The organism is Micromonospora sp. CMU55-4 (assembly GCF_011602315.1).
GTDB lineage: Bacteria > Actinomycetota > Actinomycetes > Mycobacteriales > Micromonosporaceae > Micromonospora > Micromonospora chalcea.
In genome coordinates, this window is sequence record NZ_JAAOLH010000024.1 from 1 (window position 1) to 17,986 (window position 17,986).

Genomic DNA, 17,986 nt, shown 5'->3' on the forward strand with positions numbered 1-17,986 from the left:
TCTGGAGCTGACCGACAACGCGAAGAAGTACCTCGCGAAGAAGGGCTTCGACCCGGTGCTGGGCGCGCGGCCGCTGCGTCGCACGATCCAGCGCGACATCGAGGACAACCTGTCCGAGCGGATCCTGTTCAACGAGCTGACCCCGGGTCAGATCGTGGTCGTGGACTGCGAGGGCGACCCGGAGGACATCGACAAGTCCAAGCTCGTCTTCCGGGGCGCGGACCGGCCGGACGCCGTGCCGGACGCGGTCCCGGCGGACCTCGGCGGCACCGCCGCCACCGGCGCGGACGACGCCGCGTAAGGTTCGCACAGTTCGAGGGCGACGGCCCCGGTAGGCGAAAGCCACCGGGGCCGTCGCCTTTCCGTGCCCACCCACCACGCCCTCCTCGCCCCAGCCCTGCCGTGGTCGATCATGAGGTTGACCGCACTTGGCGCCCGATTTGTCGCTGCTAACTTCATGATCAACGGGGCGAGCCGAGGGCGGGCGGAGGCGGAGGCGGGGTCGGGGTCGGGGTGGGAGGGGTGGGGTGGGGGCGGTCAGGGGAGGGGGACGGCGGGGCCGTCGCCGGCCAGGCGGAACGACTCCTCGCCCACCGGTTCCACCAGGCCGTCCGTGACCAGGCCGGCCAGCGCTCGCGCCCGCTGCACGTCGTCGTGCCAGACCTGGTCCAGCCGCTGATGCGGCACCGGCCCGGTGGACTCCCGCAGCACGGCGAGCAGCAGCCCGCGTACCTGCCGGTCGGTGCCGGCGTAGCGCTGCGGGCGGCGCGTCGGTCCCGTGGGGGCCGCCTGGCCGGACGCCCGCCAGGCGCAGCTCGACTCGACGGGGCAGATCGCGCAGCGCGGGGCGCGGGCGGTGCAGACGACCGCCCCGAGTTCCATGAACGCGGCGCTCGCCAGCGCGGCGGCGGCCGGCTCGATCGGCAGCAGCTCCTCGGTGGCGACCAGGTCGGCCGGGCGGGTCGTCGGACCGGCGTCGGGTTCACCGGCGATCGCCCGGCACACAACCCGCCGGACATTCGTGTCCACCACGGGGTGCCGCTGCCCGTACGCGAAAGCGGCGACCGCGCGAGCCGTGTACGTGCCGACGCCGGGCAGCGCCAGCAGATGATCGAGCCGGTCGGGTACCACGCCGCCGTGCCGCTCCACGACGGCCACCGCGCATTCGCGCAGGCGTACCGCCCGGCGGGGGTAGCCGAGCCGTCCCCACATCCGGATCGCCTCGGCCGGGGTGTCCTCGGCGAGCGCGCACGGATCCGGCCAGCGGGCCAGCCACGCCTCCCAGGCGGGCACCACCCGGACCACCGGCGTCTGCTGGAGCATGACCTCGCTGACCAGGATCGCCCAGGCGCCGATGCCCGGCTTGCGCCAGGGCAGGTCGCGGGCGTTGCGCTCGTACCACCGGCTGACCTGGGTGGCGAATGTGGGCTCGGACATCGCGCCGCCGATCATGTCACGGCTGTCTTTCCCGCAGGTTGGGCGGGGCGGGTGGCCGGGCGCGATCGATCATGGGCGACGGGGCAGAATGTCCGAATGAACGAGCTCGCGATCACCGTCATCGGCCGGGACCGGCCGGGCATCGTGGCCGACGTCGCGGAGGTCCTCGCCCGGCTCGGCGCGAACCTCACCGACTCGACTATGACCCGGCTGCGTGGACACTTCGCGATGACCCTGATCTGCGTGGGCCCGGCCGCCGCCGACGTCGAGGCCGCGCTGGCCCCGCTCGCCGCCGACGGGCATCTGCTGGCCACCGTACGCGCGGTCACGCCGGACGGCGGCAGTGAGCCCACCGGGGAGCCGTACGTGCTGGCGGTGCACGGCGCCGACCGGATGGGCATCGTGGCGGCTATGACCCGGGTGCTCACCGACGCGGGCGGGAACGTGACCGACCTGAGCACGCGGTTGACCGGTTCGCTCTACGTGGTGGTCGCCGAGGTCGAGCTGCCGCCGGGCGTCTCCGACGAGGTGGCCGGCCGGCTCACCCGCGTCGCGGCGGAGCTGGGTGTCGGGGTCAGCCTCCGCCCGGCGGACACGGATCTGCTGTGACCGGGCCGGAGTACGCGGGCCTGGGCGGCTGGACCCCGGAGAAGCTCGGCGTCCCCGGCGAGGTACGTCCGGTGGTCACCGCCCCGGAGCCGGTGCTGAGCCAACCCGGCCCGGAGGTCGACCCGACGTCTGCCGAGGTGGTACGCCTCGCCGCTGACCTGGTGGCCACGATGCGGGTCTCGCCCGGCTGTGTGGGTCTGGCGGCGCCGCAGGTGGGGGTGAGCGCGCAGGTGTTCGCGGTGGACGTCACCGGGCACCCGAAGGCGGTCACCGTGCACGGCACGTTCGTGCTCTGCAACGCGCGGGTGGTGGAGGCGAGCCGGTGGAAGGCCGGCCGGGAGGGCTGCATGTCGGTGCCGGACCTGACCGGCGACGTGAAGCGGGCCAGCCGGCTGGTGGTCGAGGGCGTGCTGCCGGGCACCGGGGAGCCGGTCCGGCTGGTGACCGACGGTTTCGAGGCGCGCGCGCTCCAGCACGAGATCGACCACTGTGCCGGGTTGCTCTTCCTCGACCGGGTGGCCGGCGCGCACGCGATCTACCAGCGCAAGGTCTACCTCTGACGGTGGTGGCGGCTATCCGGTGTGGACGGAGGCGGCCGTACGGCGGCGGGTTCCCGGCGCGTCGGACCGGCGAGCCGTGCGCCGCGCGGCTACGGTAGGCGCATCATGCGTCTGACGGTCGGCCCCCTGCCCCCTGCCGTGTACTGGCGGCGTCGTGCCGTCGTGCTCGGAGCGGGCCTGCTCTTCCTGATTGTCCTGCTCTACTCGTGCACCGGCACGGACCGCAACACCGGCGCGCCGGGCACGGACCCGTCGCCGACCGGTTCCGCCGGGGCTGAGCCGGCCCCGTCCGGCTCGGTGCTGACCCCGCAGTCGGGCAGCCCGTCACCGACGGCCGGTGACGCGGGCGGCGGCAGCACCGGCGGTAACACCGGCGGCGGTACGGGCGACGGCGGCGGCAACACCGGCGGCGGCGCGAACAACGGCGGCGGCACCGGTAACGGCGGCGCGAACGGGCAGCCGGTCTCGGACGACGGCAACTGCACCGACTCGGAGCTGCTGGTGACGCCGGTCGCGGTGCCGGCCACCGCCCAGCGGGGCACTGTGGTCACGCTGCGCCTCAAGGTCAAGAACGTGTCGAACCGGACGTGCAGCCGGGACGTGGGCGCCGATCTGCAGGAGCTGTACATCAAGGCGGGCGCGGAGAAGATCTGGTCCTCGGACACGTGCGGCACCGGCAAGGGCTCGGATCCGCAGTCGTTCACGCCGAACTTCGAGCGCTCCTACGAGCTGGGCTGGAACGGCCGGGTGGACAACCGGTGCGCCAACGGGCTCGCGAACGGTGAGTTCGCGGCGATCGGCGCGTACCAGGTGTTCGCCCGCGTCGGCACCAAGATCAGCGAGCCGGTGAAGCTGACCATCACCAGCTGAGCGGTCGGTCAGACGTACCGTTCGAGGATGGATGCCTCGGCGAGCCGGGACAGGCCCTCGCGGACCCCACGGGCGCGTGCGTCGCCCACGCCCTCGACGGCCTGGAGGTCTTCCACTGTCGCGCCGAGCAGCCGCTGGAGGCTGCCGAAGTGCACCACCAGCCGGTCGACCACGGCGACCGGCAGCCGGGGCACCTTGGCGAGCAGGCGGAACCCGCGCGGGCTGACCGCCGCGTCGAGCGCGTCGGAGGCGGACGGGTAGCCGATCGCCTTGGCGACAGCCACGAGATCGATCAGCTCGGTGGCGCTGAGCAGGTCGAGTTCGACGAGCGCCTCGTCCAGGGTGCGTGACTTGCGGCCGACCGGCAGGTAGTCGCGGATGACCAGGGTGCGGTCGGCGTCCACGCCGGCCATCAGCTCGTCGAGCTGAAGGGCCAGCAGACGGCCGTCGGTGCCCAGCTCCACCACGTAACCGGCGATCTCGTCGGCGATGCGGCGGACCATCTCCAGCCGCTGCACCACAGCCACCGCGTCGCGGACGGTGACCAGATCCTCGATCTCCAGCGCGGAGAGCGTGCCGGAGACCTCGTCCAGCCGCAGCTTGTAGCGCTCCAGCGTGGCCAGCGCCTGGTTGGCGCGGGACAGGATGGCCGCCGAGTCGTCCAGCACGTGCCGCTGGCCGTTGACGTAGAGGCTGATGATCCGCATCGACTGGCTGACCGAGATGACCGGGTAGCCGGTCTGCCGGGCCACCCGCTCGGCGGTGCGGTGCCGGGTGCCGGACTCCTCGGTCGGGATCGACGGGTCGGGCATCAGGTGCACGCCGGCCTGCACGATCCGGGTGCCGTCGCTGGAGAGGACGACAGCGCCGTCCATCTTGCACAGCTCCCGGACCCGGGTGGCGGAGAACTCCACGTCCATCGGGAAGCCGCCGGTGCAGATCTGCTCGACCACCTTGTCGTAGCCGAGCACGATCAGCGCGCCGGTGCGGCCGCGCAGGATCCGCTCCAGGCCGTCCCGCAGGGCGGTGCCGGGAGCCATCAGGGCGAGGTTGGCGCGCAGCGGGTCGCCACCGGCCCCGCCGCCGACGCTTCCGTTGACGCTCACGCTGATGGCACGAGCGGGGTTGCCGCTCACGGCGCCGGTACGGGCGTGCGGCGTCGCCGTTGCGGGCTTGGTGGCATCGCGGTCGATCGGCACGGGCACAGTCTACGGACTGCCGTGCGGTGGGTGCTCTCGTGGTTACTGTGATGTGTCACGATGCCCGGCTCGGGCGGCTCTTCACGGGCTGCGCCGCGTGTCCGGGAACGCCCGGCGGATCCCACCGTGTCACTCCGCCGATGCGCGGGCGGCGGCCTGGAGGGCGGCCCGCACGTCAGTGACCTCGATCACGCGCATGTTCTCCGGCCCGGCGCCGCTGCTCTCCGGCCCGCACCCGGGCGGCACGAGGGCCAGCCGGAAGCCCAGCCGGGCCGCCTCGGACAGCCGGCGGGGCACCGCGCCGACCCGACGGACCTCGCCGGTGAGCCCGACCTCGCCGATGGCCACCAGATGCGGGTTGAGCGCCAGGTTGAGCCCGCCGGAGGCGACCGCGAGCGCCACCGCCAGGTCGGCCGCCGGCTCGACCACCCGGATGCCGCCGACAGTGGCGGCGAAGACCTCCCGGTCGTGCAGCGTGAGCCGCTCGGTCCGGCGCTGGAGCACCGCGAGAACCATGGCGAGCCGGGCGCTGTCGAGGCCGGAGACGGTACGCCGCGGCGACCCGGCGACGGTGGCCCCGATCAGCGCCTGCACCTCCGTCACCAGCGCCCGGCGCCCCTCCATCGCCACCGTCACGCAGGTGCCCGGCACCGGCTCGGAGTAGCGGGTCAGGAACAGGCCGGACGGGTCGGCCAGGCTGCTGATGCCGCCCTCGTGCATCTCGAAGCAGCCCACCTCGTCGGCCGCGCCGAAGCGGTTCTTCACGCCGCGCACCATGCGCAGCGAGGAGTGCTTGTCGCCCTCGAAGTGCAGCACCACGTCGACCAGGTGTTCCAGCACCCGGGGGCCGGCCACCTGGCCGTCCTTGGTGACGTGGCCGACCAGCACGGTGGCGATGCCGCGCTCCTTGGCGACCGCGACCAGGGCGGCGGTGACCGCGCGGACCTGGGTGACGCCGCCGGGCACGCCCTCGGTGCCGGTGGTGGAGATGGTCTGCACCGAGTCGAGCACCAGCAGGCCGGGCTTGACCGCGTCGAGGTGGCCGAGCACCGCCGACAGGTCGCTCTCGGCGGCCAGGTAGAGCTGGTCGTGCAGGGTGCCCATCCGCTCGGCGCGCAGCCGCACCTGGCTGACCGACTCCTCGCCGCTGACCACCAGCGACGGGCTGCCGGCCCCGGCGGCCCACTGCTGGGCCACGTCGAGCAGCAGCGTCGACTTGCCCACGCCCGGCTCACCGGCGAGCAGCACCACCGCGCCGGGAACGAGGCCGCCGCCGAGCACCCGGTCGAGCTCGCTGACGCCGGTGGCCCGGGCGCGGGCGGGCGCGGCGCTGATGGTGGCGATCGGCCGGGCCGGCTCGGCCGGCATCCGCGAGCTGACCACCCGGCCGGAGACCAGCGGGCCGGTGATCGTGGACTCGACCACCGAGCCCCACTCGCCGCACTCGGGGCACCGGCCCACCCACTTCGGGGGCTGGTGACCGCAGGCGTCGCACTCGTAGGCCGGACGGGGCTCACGGGCGGCGCGACCGCGGCCGGCACCGGCACGGGAGGGGGTCGATCGGGGCGTGGTCACCACAGGACGCTAACCGGCCCGTACGACGAAAGCCCACCGGAAACGGCGACACCGCCGGCGTGGCGCTGGCCACGGCGGCGGTGCCGACGGAAGGAGGACGGGGGTCAGTGGCCGCCCTCGACGCCACCGTCCTCGGCCCCGTGCTCACGCGGGTTGACGATCTTGGACGGGGTGGGCTCCGCGGTCAGCGGGATGCCGATCGGCGCCGGGGTCGTGATGACCTTGCCGTCGCCGAAGTCGAAGGTCAGGTTGACCTGCTGGCCGACGAGCAGCTTCTGGTTCAGGCCGACGAGCTGGAGGAACCGCGGGTTGTCGGCGTTGAGCTGGGCGTAGCTGAGCGCCGGGATCTCGATCCGGGCCGGCTGACCGGCGGGCGCGGACCCGGTCTCGCTCGGCGACGGGCTGGCCGACGGCGACTCGGACGTCCCCAGCGACTGGCTCGGCGACGCGCTCGGGTCGCTCGCGGTCGGCGAGGCGGTGCCCGGCTCGGTGGGCGAACCGGTCGGGGTGGCGGCGCCGCTCTCGCCCGCGCCGGAACCGGTGAGCACGATCTCCCGGGCGCTGTCGGTGGTGACCGTCACGGTCACCGGCTTCTCGCTGTCGTTGTAGATCACCACGTTGACCGGCGCGTTCGACCCCGCCTCGTAGCCCTTCGGCCCCGGCGTCCGCACGTAGAGACCGCGCACCTTGTACAGGTTGTCGGAGGTCTGGACGTTGACGCCCTGTACCGACGGGATCTTGTTGGCGGTCTCGGAAATCTGCCCGGTGCCGCACCCGGACAGCAGCAGGCTCGCCGCCGCCGTGCCGGCCAGCAGCAGGGCCGGCCCCCGGGAACCCCTGATCGAGCGCGTCACGTCGGTCCTCCTCGTCACGATCCCCGCCCGGTCGACCACCGGGCACGGGGTGGCCATACCCGCGCAGACCGCGCTCCAGGGTAGTTGGAGCTGATCGAGGCCCGCACGCGGACCCGGCAATGCCACCCGGCGAGGGAGACCGTCAGACCACCCGGCCGCTCGTCACCAGCAGCAGCACATCGATGAGCGCCACCACCAGCACCGCCCGGAAGGCGCTCGCCGAGCGTCCGGCGGCGGCGCGTCCCGCGTACCAGCCGAGGGCCGGCACGGCGACGGCGGCGGCGACGGCCGACAGCCCGGCCCACGACGGCGGTCCCGGCGGGCCGAAGACCAGCGCGACGGTGGCCGCCAGGAGTAGCCCGGCGGCGGCGAGCCGGCTGCCGGCGGGGCCCAGCCGGTGCGGCAGGCCGCGCACCCCGGTCCGGGCGTCGTCGGCCAGGTCGGGCAGCACGTTCGCGAAGTGCGCGCCGGCGCCCAGCAGCGCGGCGGCGGCCACCAGCCAGGCCGGCGGCGCGGGCGAGCCGGGCAGCGCCAGCACCACGAACGCGGGCAGCGCGCCGAACGAGACCGCGTAGGGCAGCACCGACACCGCCGTCGACTTCAGCGGCCGGTTGTAGAGCAGCGCGGAGACCAGGCCCAGCGTGGCGCAGGCCGCCGCGGCCGGGCCGCCGGCCAGCGCCAGCAGCGGGGTGGCGACGACTGCGACCACGACGGCCCGGGCCAGCGCCGGCCGGCTGACCGCGCCGGTGGTCACCGGTTTGTCGGTACGCCCCACCGCGGCGTCCCGCTCGGCGTCGATCAGATCGTTGCTCCAGCCGACAGCGAGCTGGCTGGCCAGCACCGTCAGCGCCACCGCCGCGACGCCGGCCGCGGAGTGCCCGGCGCCGGCGGCGAGCAGCGCGGCGACCACGGTGACCGCCGCAGCGGGTTCCGGATGGCTCGCCTTGACCAGCCCTAACACCCGTGTCGACATAAGGGAAGTCTGGTCGTTACCGGGCAGTCGTGCCACGCTCGACGCATGCCTGACGTGCCCGGGGTGTCCACTCCGCACCGGGTGCTGCCGCCGAACGACCCCCGGCAGTACGACGATCTGGCCGACGAGTGGTGGCGGCCGGACGGCGCGTTCGCGATGCTGCACTGGCTGGCGCGGGCGCGCGCGGCGCTGGTGCCACCGGCGTCCACGCCGGACGATCTGCTCGTCGATCTGGGCTGCGGCGCCGGGCTGCTGGCCCCGCACCTGGCCGGCAAGGGCTACCGCCACGTCGGGGTGGACCTGACCCGCTCCGCGCTGGACCAGGCCGCCGACCACGGGGTGACAGCGGTCCAGGGCGACGCGACGGCGGTGCCGCTGACCGACGCCTGCGCGGCGGTGGTCTCCGCCGGAGAGGTGCTGGAGCACGTGCCGGACTGGCGGCGCGCGGTCGCCGAGGCGTGCCGGCTGCTGCGGCCCGGCGGCCTGCTGGTGCTGGACACGCTGAACGACACGCTGCTGGCCCGGCTGGTCGCGGTGGAGCTGGGCGAACGGCTGCCCACAGTGCCGCGCGGCATCCACGACCCCCGGTTGTTCGTCGACGCCCGCGCGCTCGTCGCCGAGTGCGCCCGGCACGGCGTGTCGCTCGAGGTACGCGGGGTCCGCCCGGAGTTGGGCGGCACGCTTGCCTGGTTGCTGCGCCGTATGCGCGGCGGCGACCGTCCGGCGAGGACCGAGCCGCGCATGGTGCCGACCCGGTCGGCGGCGGTGCTGTACCAGGGCTGGGGGCGCCGGGGCGGGTAGCCGGGGCCGCCCGGGGTAAAGGGACGCCGAGAAGGGGGCGACATGACTGTGCACGCGCTGGAGGCGGCCCGCCGGTTGGCGCCGCGACTGGCCGCCCGCGCGGCCGGGCACGACCGCGACGGCTCGTTCCCCGTGGAAGACTTCGCGGACCTGCGGGCGGCCGGGCTGTTCGGGCTGATGGTGCCGCCCGAGCTGGGTGGCGCGGGCGCGAGCTTCGCCGAGTACGCGGCGGTCGCCACCGAGCTGGCCCGGGGCAACGGCGCGACCGCGCTGGTGTTCAACATGCACGCCTCGGTCACCGGCGCGCTGGGCGCGGTCACCGAGGAACTGGCCGAGGCGCTCGGCGTACCGGATGAGGCGCTTGCGGCGCGGGACCGGCTGCTGCGCGCGGCGGCCGACGGCGCCTGGTACGCGGTGGCGATGAGCGAACGCGGCGCCGGCGCCCGGCTGTCGCAGCTCAGCACCGTCTACGAGCCGGTCGAGGGCGGCTGGCACATCAAGGGCAGCAAGACGTTCTGCTCCGGCGCCGGCCACCCGGACGGCTACCTGGTGGCTGCCCGCAGCGCCGCCGACCAGTCGGTGGTGTCGCAGTTCCTGGTCCCGGCCGGGGACGGGATCACCGTGGAGCCCACCTGGGACTCGCTCGGCATGCGGGCCACCTCGTCGCACGACGTGCACCTGGACGTGACGGTTCCGGCCGACCGGCTGCTCGGCGGCGTCGAGGGGCTGGCTCTGGTGGTCGCGCAGCTCATGCCGCACTGGCTGGTGGCGAGCTACGCGGCGGTCTACGTGGGCGTGGCCCGGGCCGCGATCGACGCGGCCGCCGAGCACCTCAACGCCCGCAACCTCGCCGGGCTGCCCGCGGTGCGGGCCCGCCTGGGCCGGGCGGACGCGGCCACCGCCGCCGCCGAACTGGTGGTCGCCGAGGCGGCCCGCCGGGTCGACGAGGCGCCCGGCGACGCCGAGACGAACCGCTGGGTGTGGCGGGCCAAGCTGCTGGCCGGCACCACCGCCGCCGAGGTCGCGGCCTCGATGCTGGAGGCGGCCGGCACCTCGGCGACCCGGCGCGGGCATCCGCTGGAGCGGCTCTACCGGGACGCCCGCTGCGGTTCGCTGCACCCGGCCACGTCCGACGTGTGCGCCGACTGGCTCGGCATCGCCGCGCTCGGCGGCGACCCGGACCGGGACAGCGCGCTCCCTCGTTGGTGACCAGGGTTGGTGCGAGAGATGAGGGAGGGGTGGGGGACGTGGGCATGCCGGTGATCGCGGGCCTGGGTACGGCGCATCCGCCGGGCGCGGACCAGGACGAGCTGTGGACGGGTTTCTTCGCGGGGCACTTCCAGGGGAACACCCGGGCGCTGGCGCAGCGGATCTTCGCGAACTCGGGCGTCACCCGGCGGCAGGCGGCGGTCAACCCGCTGCTGGAGGACGTCTCGGAGTGGCCGACCGAGCGCCGGATGCGCCGCTACCAGGTCGAGGCGCTGCCGCTGGGCAAGGAGGCGGTCAGCCGGGCGCTCACCGCCGCCGGCCTGGACGCCGCCGACATCGGGATGTTCATCGTCTGCTCCTGCACCGGGTACGCCACCCCGGGCCTGGACATCCTGCTCGCCCGGGACCTCGGCATGTCGCCGAGCACCCAGCGCATGTTCGTCGGGCACATGGGCTGCTACGCGGCCCTGCCCGGGCTGGGCGCGGCGAGCGACTTCGTCACCGCCCGGGGGCGTCCCGCGCTGCTGCTCTGCGCGGAGCTGACCAGCCTGCACATCCAGCCGCCGGGCGCCCGGGTGGACACCCAGCAGATCGTCTCCCACGCGCTGTTCTCGGACGCCGCGGTCGCCGCCGTGGTCGTCCCCGGCGGCCGGGGGTACGCGCTGCGCGAGGTCACCTCGGTCACCGACACCTCCACGGCCGACCACATGACGTGGGACGTCACCGACACCGGCTTCCGGATGGGGCTGTCGCCAAAGGTGCCGCAGGTCCTCTCCCGGCACGTGCGGACCCTGGTCGACGAGCTGCTGGCACGGCACGGGTGCGAACGCTCCGACGTGGACGGCTGGGCGGTGCACCCGGGCGGGCCGCGGATCCTCAACGTGGTGGAGCGTGAGCTGGCGCTGCCGCCGGACGGGCTCGCCGCCTCCCGGGGGACGCTCGCCGAGCACGGCAACTGTTCGTCCCCGACGACGCTGCTGATCCTGGACCGGCTGTGGCGTACGGAGCCGTCGCCGCCGCGCTGGGTGGTGATGCTCGCGTTCGGGCCGGGGCTGACGCTCTACGCGGCGCTGCTGGAACGCGTGGGCTGACGGGTCGCCCCGGTCGCGCCGCGCCGATACGCTGCCCGCATGGCCTCCGAGGAGCGGGACGGGCGGGCGTTGCTGGCCGGCCTGACCGTCCTGGCGCTGTTGCTCGGCTCGGCCTGGTGGCGGTCGGCGGCCCCGCAGCCCGGCCCGGCCACGTCGGCCGCGCCCGCGAGCGTGGATCTGGCCCCGCGCAACTGGCGGGTCGACCCGTCGACGGGCGAAGCGCGTCCGGTGCCACGCGCCGGGCGCGAAGCGGCGTTGGACAACCGCCGCGTGCCGCGTGCCGAGCCGGACCGCTCGGTGGTGATACGGGTGGAGGACGACGGCACGACGCGTCTGCTCCAGGTGTCGCACGTCGTGTGGCGGGAGAGGTCCCGGCTGACGCCGGGCGGGCCGCCTGTCGTCCGGCAGGTACGGCCTACGCGGGGCGACAACTACCGGCTGTCGGTGAGCTGCGCCGGTGACGGGCTGGTCGTCGTACTCGTCTCCGGCCTCGGGGACGACGACTTACGGCGGGCGCTGCGCTGCGGCGGGCAGCTGGACGTACCGGTGATGGGCGGCAGGGACGAACTGGTGCAGATGCGGTTCGTCGCGATCCGGGGCCGGGCCGAGCTGGACGCCCGGCTCGAGGCGCTCTACTGACCGTCGGTCAGCCGGCCAGCCGGGCCAGGTCGGCCCGGTAGTCCGACAGCGGGCCCAGCTCCGGCACCACCCGCACCAGCGCGCCCTGCCGGTCCACCAGCAGCGCCGGGGCGATGCCGGGCTGGGCGGACAGGTGCAGGTAGGAGCGCAGCCCGCCGGCCGGGTCGCCGAGTGGGCGTACCCCCGGGACGCTCGCCGAGCCGGCCCGCCGGCCCGCGGTCACGGTGACCACCGTGACGCCGGGCGGGGCGGCTCCGGCCGCCGCGGTGACCTGCTCGGCGCAGGCGCAGGCGTCGGTCAGGATGATCATGGCGGGCAGCATGCTGCGCAGCGGCACCGGCACGTCGTCTGCGCCGACCAGGTCCAGCGCGGGAAGCGGGCCGACCGGTTGCGGCGCTGCGCCGCCGCCGTGGGGGAGCACTGTCGGTGCGCCGGACCGGGTGGCGCGTGGCCAGGTGACCGCCGCGAGGCCGGCGAGTGTGATCAGCACCGATACGAGCAGGATCAGCGCCGGTAGTCCGAGGCGGAGCGAGCCGGTGCGGCGGCCGGCGGCCGTTCGTGCCCGCCGTAGCTCCCGGCGGACCTGCCGGGCCTCGTCGGCGAGCGCCGAGGCGTCGTCCGGGACGACCACGCGGCCCCACTCCGGGGGCAGGCCCGGGAGCCCGTCCGGCGGCCCCTGGCCGTCAGCGTCAGGCACGCCCATCGGACCCCCAGGAACGTCTCGGTGAGCGGACGTCGCGTCCTCTCCCAGCGTCCCGCACCGGCCGCCGTAACGCCACACCTGGGCGCGGACGGACTTGCGGAGCTACCATGGAAGGAGCGCATTGCCCTAGATCTGGACGCTCCCGTCACCCCTTACCGGGTTGTCACGTGATCCTCACGGAGCGTGTCGAAACCATCGGTTTGGCCGCCTGTCAAGCTGAAGAAATACCTCTCACAGGGCCCCTGAGCTGCGCCAACGGTCAGGACAGCGGTGAGACATCGGTGCCTGAGCGTGTTACCCTAGACACAGCGAAAGGGGTTTCGAACCTATGGTTTTCAGTGTCGGCGAGACCGTTGTTTACCCCCACCACGGGGCCGCACTCATCGAGGCAATCGAGACTCGGGTCATCAAGGGCGAGCCCAAGCAATACCTCGTCCTGAGGGTCGCACAGGGTGACCTGACGGTCCGGGTTCCCGCCGAGAACGCCGAGATCGTGGGTGTGCGCGAGGTGGTTGGCGAAGAGGGCCTGGGCAAGGTCTTCGACGTGCTCCGTGCACCACACACCGAGGAGCCGACCAACTGGTCGCGGCGTTACAAGGCGAATCTGGAGAAGCTGGCCTCCGGTAACCCGCTGAAGGTGGCCGAGGTCGTCCGCGACCTGTGGCGCCGGGAGCGGGAGCGGGGCCTGTCGGCGGGCGAGAAGCGGATGCTCGCCAAGGCTCGTGACATTCTCGTCGGCGAGGTCGCGCTGGCCGAGAAGAGCACCAAGGACGAGGCCGAGACGCTGCTCGACAAGGTGCTGACCGAGGCCTGATCCACACCTCTGCCTCTACCCACCCCGCAGCGAACGAATCCGAGGACCGCGACGTGACCGCGCAGCTCAATCCGCGCGGTGACGTCGCGGTCCTCGTTCCTGCGGCCGGTGCCGGCGTACGCCTCGGACCCGGCGCCCCCAAGGCGCTCCGCCCGCTCGCCGGTGAACCACTGCTCGTGCACGCCGTCCGCCGGGTCGCCGCCGCGCCCTCGGTGCACACGATCGTGGTGGCCGCACCGGCCACCGAGGTCGAGGCGGTACGCGCGATGCTGGCGCCCGTGGCGCCGGTGACAGTGGTGCCCGGTGGCGCCGAGCGCCAGGCGTCGGTGGCGGCGGCTCTCGCAGCGGTGCCCGCCGGTCCGGAGATCGTCCTGGTGCACGACGCCGCCCGTGCGCTCACCCCGCCGGGCCTGGTCGAGTCGGTGGCGGCGGCGGTCCGCGACGGGCACGACGCGGTGATCCCGGTGCTGCCGGTGGTCGACACCGTCAAGGAGGTCGACGCGGCCGAGCGGGTGCTCGGCACCGTCGACCGGTCCGCGTTGCGGGCGGTCCAGACGCCGCAGGGCTTCCGCCGCTCGGTACTGCTCGCGGCCCACCGGTCGGCGGGTGACGCGCTCACCGACGACGCCGGGCTGGTCGAGAAGCAGGGGATCGCGGTCACCTGCGTACCCGGCTCCGAGCTGGCCCTGAAGATCACCCGCCCGTTCGACCTGTCCCTGGCCGAACACCTGCTGTCCACCGGCGCCTGACGTACTCCTCACAGGTCGGCGGTGGATCGAGCCCGGCGCAGGCGGTCTCGGACGACATACCGCTGACCCTGGGTGAAGGCGCTACCTCTGCCTCGGCTGTGATGCGGGATGGGCGTCGGTAGCGTCAGGTGGCCAGCCGAACCTGGCGCGGTGAGGCCGAATACCTGATAGCGCCCTTCGGTCCACCCCTGCTTGCGGCTGACCTCGATGATGTCGGCGAGGAGGGCGTCGCGCCGTTCGCCCGTCGCTCGGAGCCGGTTCACCTCACCGACTGTCCAATCGACGTTGTCGAGCCGAAAGAGAATCTTGGGCACCTCTGGAAGGATCTGGCGCTGAGAGTAGAAGGCCAGATGATCCACAGGTTGAAATGATCTGCCCGCCTGGCAGACGTACGCTCGCGTCGACTGATAGAGCCCCCATGCGTTCCTGGCGGGGACCACCACGGTGTCGTTGCGGGCGGCTGGGCGCAGTCGGTGCACCTCGGTCACCCGCTCGATCCTCCTGAGCCAGCGGGCGGCGTCCGGGTCCGCCCACGCGACGACATCGATCATCTGGCTGAGGCGGAACGGCACGTCGGTGGCGAGAAGCGAATCATGATGAGCCAGCCGATTGCGGAACACCCGGAGGGCATTCATGGCGCTGGCGACATCGTGGCGCTTGCCGGACGAGTAGGGGAAGGCGCGGTGCAGGGCCTCCCGCCAGAGTTGCTCGTGCTCCGAACCCAACATCGAGACCCAGAAGCCGAAGCTCAAGCCCGCGATGATTTGGTCGCGGGTTTCCTTCTGGGAGTGCTCTCGACGCAAGCGCGCGCGGACCTCGGAGACGTTTCGATCGATTCCATCCTGCACCTGGCGCTTACCGCTGACCGTCAGAAGGAACCATGGGATACCGCGGCCCGGCTCGTTGAGGTGCGCCCTCATCTCCCGATCTATCGCGTTGCGGGTGACGACCTCGACGTAGTGAAACGCCTCGAACGACGCGCCCGTCAGGGCGACGCTCCACTCGTAAAGCTCACAGGCCTTGCTCTCGTCGCCACCGGCGGCAGCCAGATAGGGATGGAACCTGCCGAGGGAGATCCAGTGATGCACGGTTCGCGCATGGGGGTGTGGCGTCACGGACTGGATGCTAAGCGTGACGATCGCGGCGGATTGTCCGGCGCGCCGACGGCAAGAAAGAGCCCCAGGCGCATGCGCGAGGCAGAGGCGACACTGGGGCGTACAGAAACCAAGCTAACCACAGCCCGGGCGGCCGTCAAGGCGCAGCGCGTACCCTCTGGTCATGATCGTTCCTCGGGTGGCCGTCGGCACCGACGTGCACGCGTTCGCGGCCGGGCGGCCCTGCTGGGTCGCGGGCCTGCACTGGCCGGACCAGGACGGCCTGGCCGGTCACTCCGACGCCGACGTGGCGGCGCACGCCGCCTGCAACGCGCTGCTCTCCGCCGCCGGCCTCGGTGACCTGGGCGCGAACTTCGGGGTGGACCAGCCGGAGTGGGCCGGTGCCTCCGGGGTGGCGCTGCTGACCGAGAGCGCGCGCCGGGTACGGGCGGCGGGCTTCCGGATCGGCAACGTGTCGGTGCAGGTCGTCGGCAACCGCCCCAAGATCGGGCCGCGCCGGGAGGAAGCGCAGCGGGTGCTCTCCGAGGCGGTCGGCGCGCCGGTGACCGTGTCCGCTGCGACCACCGACGGCCTCGGCTTCACCGGGCGTGGGGAAGGGCTGGCCGGGATCGCGGTGGCCCTGGTCTACGAGGCCCCGGCCGACTGACGCGGTGACCGGGGACGCCGGTCACCGCGTCACCCGATCAGTCGACGTCGGTGCAGACGTTGTGGGTCGTGCCGTGGAGCATCGTGATGGTCTTGTCGTAGGTGGGGGAGAACTCCACCCGGAACTGGCCGTCGACGATCCACAGCCCCTTCGGCAGCGTGCCGGCGTTCTCCCGGAAGCCGAGGAGCACCGGCCCGGTCACGTACCAGGTCATCGAGCCGTCGGTGCGGTAGTCGACGAGCGAGGTGCCGCTCGCGTCAGCGGTGGACGTGGCGCCGGTCTCCAGGTTCGTCACCCGGTTGATCAGGGCGCCGGTGAACAGTTCCCGCTTCGGTGCGCCGTCCGGATACGTGGCGAGCGTCAACTTGCGCACCTCGTCCACGATCGGCTCCACGCGTACCGCGAACTCGCATCGCGCGCCGGCGGGCAACTCGAATGGCGCCTGTGGGGCCGGCTCCCAGGCGCCGACGCCGTGGTGCCGGTCCGGCGCGGCGGTCGCCGAGCCGGGTAGCGCCGCGACAACCACTGCCACAACCGCCGCCACCGCGACGCTCATCCTGAAACGCATGTCCGCTCTCCATCTCGTCGGTGGTCAGGGCGGTCAGGATCGCCGGGCCGGCTCACCACGGGCTGACCGCACTGTGCGGAGCCGTTCCGAGCGGGCGGACCGGACGACCGGACGGCTGACCATGCGATCACCGCCGCACGGCAACCTCCGGCCCGGATCGACCGGTCCTGTTCGGTATGGAGTTCCGCCTGCTCGGGCCGTTCGAGGCCCGCCACGACGGTCGGCCGGTCGAGGTCGGCAGCCGACGCCAGGAGCGATGCCTGCTCGGGATGCTGCTGCTCGACGTGGGGCGCGTGGTGCCGACCGACCGCCTCATCGACCTGCTCTGGAACGGCCGGCCGCCGGCCGCCGCTCGGGGCGTGGTGCAGACGTACGTCGGGCGGCTGCGGGGCTCGCTCCACGCGTACGGAGTGCGGATCAGCACCCGGGGCGAGGGCTACGTGGTCGAGGAGGACGGGCACCGGGTCGACGTCGACGAGTTCGCCGAACTGGTCCGGAGTGCCGGGCGAGCCGCCGATCCCGCCGAGCGGGTGCGGTCGCTCGACCGGGCGCTGGCTCTCTGGCGCGGGCCGTTGCTCGCCGACGCGGCGGACGACGAGCTGCGGCACCGGCTGCACGGCACTGTCGAGGAGCTGCGCCTGGTGGCCGTGGAGCTACGGGCCGAGGCGCAGCTCGCGTTGGGCCAGCACACGCGGGCGATCGCCGAACTGCTGCCGCTGGCCGCCGAGCACCCGACGCGGGAACACCTCGTGGCGGTCCTGATGACCGCCCTGTACCGGGGTGCCCGGCGGGCCGACGCGCTGCGCCTCTACCGCGCCACGCGGGACCTGCTCGTGGCCGACTTCGGTGTCGAGCCGGGGCCCCGGCTCCGCGAGGTGCAGCGGCGGGTGCTCGCGGGCGACGACCGCCTGGACCGGGTCGGCCGGCCGATGCACGAGATCCGGGTGAACGACGAGAGCCTGCCGTGGAGCGTGGGCGGCCACCCGGCCCTGGACTTCTGCAACACCCTCGCCGGTTGGGGGCGCGAGTCCCCGTTGCCCGGCGCCGAGTGGCTGCGCGGCTATCGCACCCTTGCCGTCTGGGCCGGTCATGTCGGGCTGGTGGACGAGGTGTCGATGAACCGTCTGCTTCACCTCGCCCGGCGCGATCCCGGCACGGCGGAGGTGGTGCTCGACGAGGCCCGTACGCTCCGCGCCGCGCTCTACGCCAGCCTGGTCGACCCGGACGACGGCCCGGCCTTCGAAGCGGTCGCCCGGGCCGCCGAGGCCGCCGCCCGTACGCTCGCGTTCCGGCGCGCGGTCGACGGACGCGGTCGCTGGTGGCCGGACCTCGCCGCCGGCCTTCGGGTGCCGGTGCACGCCGCCGCGTTCAGCGGCGCGCAACTGCTCGCCGATCCGGCCCGGTTCACCGTGCGGGCCTGCCCGGACCGGAGCTGCGGGTGGTTGTTCCTGGACGAGAGCGGGCTGCGCCGGTGGTGCAGCCTCGGGACGTGTGGCGGCCGGGCGGGCGTCGCCTGCCGGAGTTCCTGACGACGGGAGCTGTCGGCAGCTGGTGGGCCGGGGCGGATACGCTCG

19 protein-coding genes and 1 pseudogene are annotated in these 17,986 nt (G+C 73.7%); 12 read left to right on the forward strand and 8 right to left on the reverse strand.

The window, feature by feature from the left end:
• Positions 1–301, forward strand: a pseudogene (locus tag HA073_RS28505) (NDP-hexose 4-ketoreductase); the annotation flags it as partial.
• A 236-nt stretch (positions 302–537) separates the two neighbouring features.
• Here HA073_RS28505 and HA073_RS28510 read toward each other — a convergent pair.
• Positions 538–1,437, reverse strand: coding sequence for an A/G-specific adenine glycosylase (locus HA073_RS28510; protein ID WP_166457717.1), 900 nt, complete (start codon positions 1,435–1,437; stop codon positions 538–540).
• A 96-nt stretch (positions 1,438–1,533) separates the two neighbouring features.
• On the opposite strand from HA073_RS28510, the gene HA073_RS28515 reads away from it, so the two are divergent.
• The 3 genes from HA073_RS28515 (at position 1,534) to HA073_RS28525 (ending at position 3,476) form a co-directional block, all read left to right on the forward strand.
• The gene (locus tag HA073_RS28515; protein WP_013288949.1) at positions 1,534–2,046 is read left to right on the forward strand and encodes a glycine cleavage system protein R; all 513 of its coding nucleotides are present in this window, start codon (positions 1,534–1,536) and stop codon (positions 2,044–2,046) included.
• Positions 2,043–2,606 carry a peptide deformylase gene (locus tag HA073_RS28520; protein WP_043327917.1) on the forward strand — a complete coding sequence of 188 codons (564 nt, stop codon included), beginning with the start codon at positions 2,043–2,045 and terminating at the stop codon, positions 2,604–2,606. The genes HA073_RS28515 and HA073_RS28520 overlap by 4 nt, the downstream gene beginning before the upstream one ends.
• A 105-nt stretch (positions 2,607–2,711) precedes the next feature.
• Positions 2,712–3,476 carry a hypothetical protein gene (locus tag HA073_RS28525; RefSeq protein WP_166457718.1) on the forward strand — a complete coding sequence of 255 codons (765 nt, stop codon included), beginning with the start codon at positions 2,712–2,714 and terminating at the stop codon, positions 3,474–3,476.
• A gap of 8 nt (positions 3,477–3,484) precedes the next feature.
• Here the strand turns inward: HA073_RS28525 and disA are convergent, their stop codons facing one another.
• The 4 genes from disA to HA073_RS28545 form a co-directional block, all read right to left on the reverse strand.
• Positions 3,485–4,675 (reverse strand): DNA integrity scanning diadenylate cyclase DisA, encoded by a 1,191-nt coding sequence (disA, locus tag HA073_RS28530; RefSeq protein ID WP_030502855.1) that lies wholly within the window; start codon positions 4,673–4,675, stop codon positions 3,485–3,487.
• Between the two features lie 129 nt (positions 4,676–4,804).
• Complete coding sequence (gene radA / locus HA073_RS28535; RefSeq protein WP_064446858.1) at positions 4,805–6,250, reverse strand: DNA repair protein RadA; 1,446 nt, start codon at positions 6,248–6,250, stop codon at positions 4,805–4,807.
• Between the two features lie 104 nt (positions 6,251–6,354).
• Positions 6,355–7,104, reverse strand: coding sequence for a hypothetical protein (locus HA073_RS28540; protein WP_043330867.1), 750 nt, complete (start codon positions 7,102–7,104; stop codon positions 6,355–6,357).
• A 142-nt stretch (positions 7,105–7,246) separates the two neighbouring features.
• The gene (locus tag HA073_RS28545) at positions 7,247–8,077 is read right to left on the reverse strand and encodes a UbiA family prenyltransferase (RefSeq protein WP_166457719.1); all 831 of its coding nucleotides are present in this window, start codon (positions 8,075–8,077) and stop codon (positions 7,247–7,249) included.
• Positions 8,078–8,122: 45 nt separating this feature from the next.
• Here HA073_RS28545 and HA073_RS28550 point away from each other — a divergent pair, with 45 nt between their 5' ends.
• The 4 genes from HA073_RS28550 to HA073_RS28565 are packed head-to-tail and all read left to right on the forward strand — an operon-like array spanning position 8,123 to position 11,817.
• Entirely contained in the window at positions 8,123–8,878 is a 756-nt protein-coding gene (locus HA073_RS28550; RefSeq protein WP_166457720.1) for a methyltransferase domain-containing protein, read from the forward strand.
• Positions 8,879–8,920: 42 nt separating this feature from the next.
• On the forward strand, positions 8,921–10,087 hold the full coding sequence (locus HA073_RS28555) for an acyl-CoA dehydrogenase family protein (RefSeq protein ID WP_043327919.1): 1,167 nt from the start codon (positions 8,921–8,923) through the stop codon (positions 10,085–10,087).
• A 44-nt stretch (positions 10,088–10,131) separates the two neighbouring features.
• Positions 10,132–11,178 (forward strand): type III polyketide synthase, encoded by a 1,047-nt coding sequence (locus tag HA073_RS28560; protein ID WP_205798899.1) that lies wholly within the window; start codon positions 10,132–10,134, stop codon positions 11,176–11,178.
• A 39-nt stretch (positions 11,179–11,217) separates the two neighbouring features.
• On the forward strand, positions 11,218–11,817 hold the full coding sequence (locus HA073_RS28565; protein ID WP_166457721.1) for a hypothetical protein: 600 nt from the start codon (positions 11,218–11,220) through the stop codon (positions 11,815–11,817).
• A 7-nt stretch (positions 11,818–11,824) separates the two neighbouring features.
• On the opposite strand, the gene HA073_RS28570 is transcribed toward HA073_RS28565, so the two are convergent.
• Positions 11,825–12,520: a hypothetical protein gene (locus HA073_RS28570; RefSeq protein ID WP_043327922.1), complete on the reverse strand. Its 696-nt coding sequence runs from the start codon at positions 12,518–12,520 to the stop codon at positions 11,825–11,827.
• Positions 12,521–12,848: 328 nt separating this feature from the next.
• Here HA073_RS28570 and HA073_RS28575 point away from each other — a divergent pair, with 328 nt between their 5' ends.
• Together HA073_RS28575 and ispD are read left to right on the forward strand one after the other, a co-directional pair.
• Positions 12,849–13,334, forward strand: a complete 486-nt coding sequence (locus tag HA073_RS28575; protein ID WP_007073334.1) for a CarD family transcriptional regulator — start codon at positions 12,849–12,851, stop codon at positions 13,332–13,334.
• 53 nt (positions 13,335–13,387) lie between these two features.
• A complete protein-coding gene (ispD, locus tag HA073_RS28580; RefSeq protein ID WP_069089192.1) occupies positions 13,388–14,083 on the forward strand; it encodes a 2-C-methyl-D-erythritol 4-phosphate cytidylyltransferase in 696 nt (231 codons plus the stop codon).
• An 8-nt stretch (positions 14,084–14,091) separates the two neighbouring features.
• Here ispD and HA073_RS28585 read toward each other — a convergent pair whose 3' ends face one another.
• Positions 14,092–15,198 carry a hypothetical protein gene (locus HA073_RS28585; protein ID WP_197494894.1) on the reverse strand — a complete coding sequence of 369 codons (1,107 nt, stop codon included), beginning with the start codon at positions 15,196–15,198 and terminating at the stop codon, positions 14,092–14,094.
• Between the two features lie 163 nt (positions 15,199–15,361).
• Between HA073_RS28585 and ispF the strand changes: the two genes are divergently transcribed.
• Positions 15,362–15,844 carry a 2-C-methyl-D-erythritol 2,4-cyclodiphosphate synthase gene (gene ispF, locus HA073_RS28590; RefSeq protein WP_043327925.1) on the forward strand — a complete coding sequence of 161 codons (483 nt, stop codon included), beginning with the start codon at positions 15,362–15,364 and terminating at the stop codon, positions 15,842–15,844.
• Positions 15,845–15,881: 37 nt separating this feature from the next.
• Here ispF and HA073_RS28595 read toward each other — a convergent pair whose 3' ends face one another.
• On the reverse strand, positions 15,882–16,412 hold the full coding sequence (locus HA073_RS28595; RefSeq protein ID WP_043327926.1) for a hypothetical protein: 531 nt from the start codon (positions 16,410–16,412) through the stop codon (positions 15,882–15,884).
• A 176-nt stretch (positions 16,413–16,588) separates the two neighbouring features.
• Between HA073_RS28595 and HA073_RS28600 the strand changes: the two genes are divergently transcribed.
• Positions 16,589–17,941 carry a BTAD domain-containing putative transcriptional regulator gene (locus HA073_RS28600; protein ID WP_166457722.1) on the forward strand — a complete coding sequence of 451 codons (1,353 nt, stop codon included), beginning with the start codon at positions 16,589–16,591 and terminating at the stop codon, positions 17,939–17,941.
• Positions 17,942–17,986 lie beyond the last annotated feature (45 nt).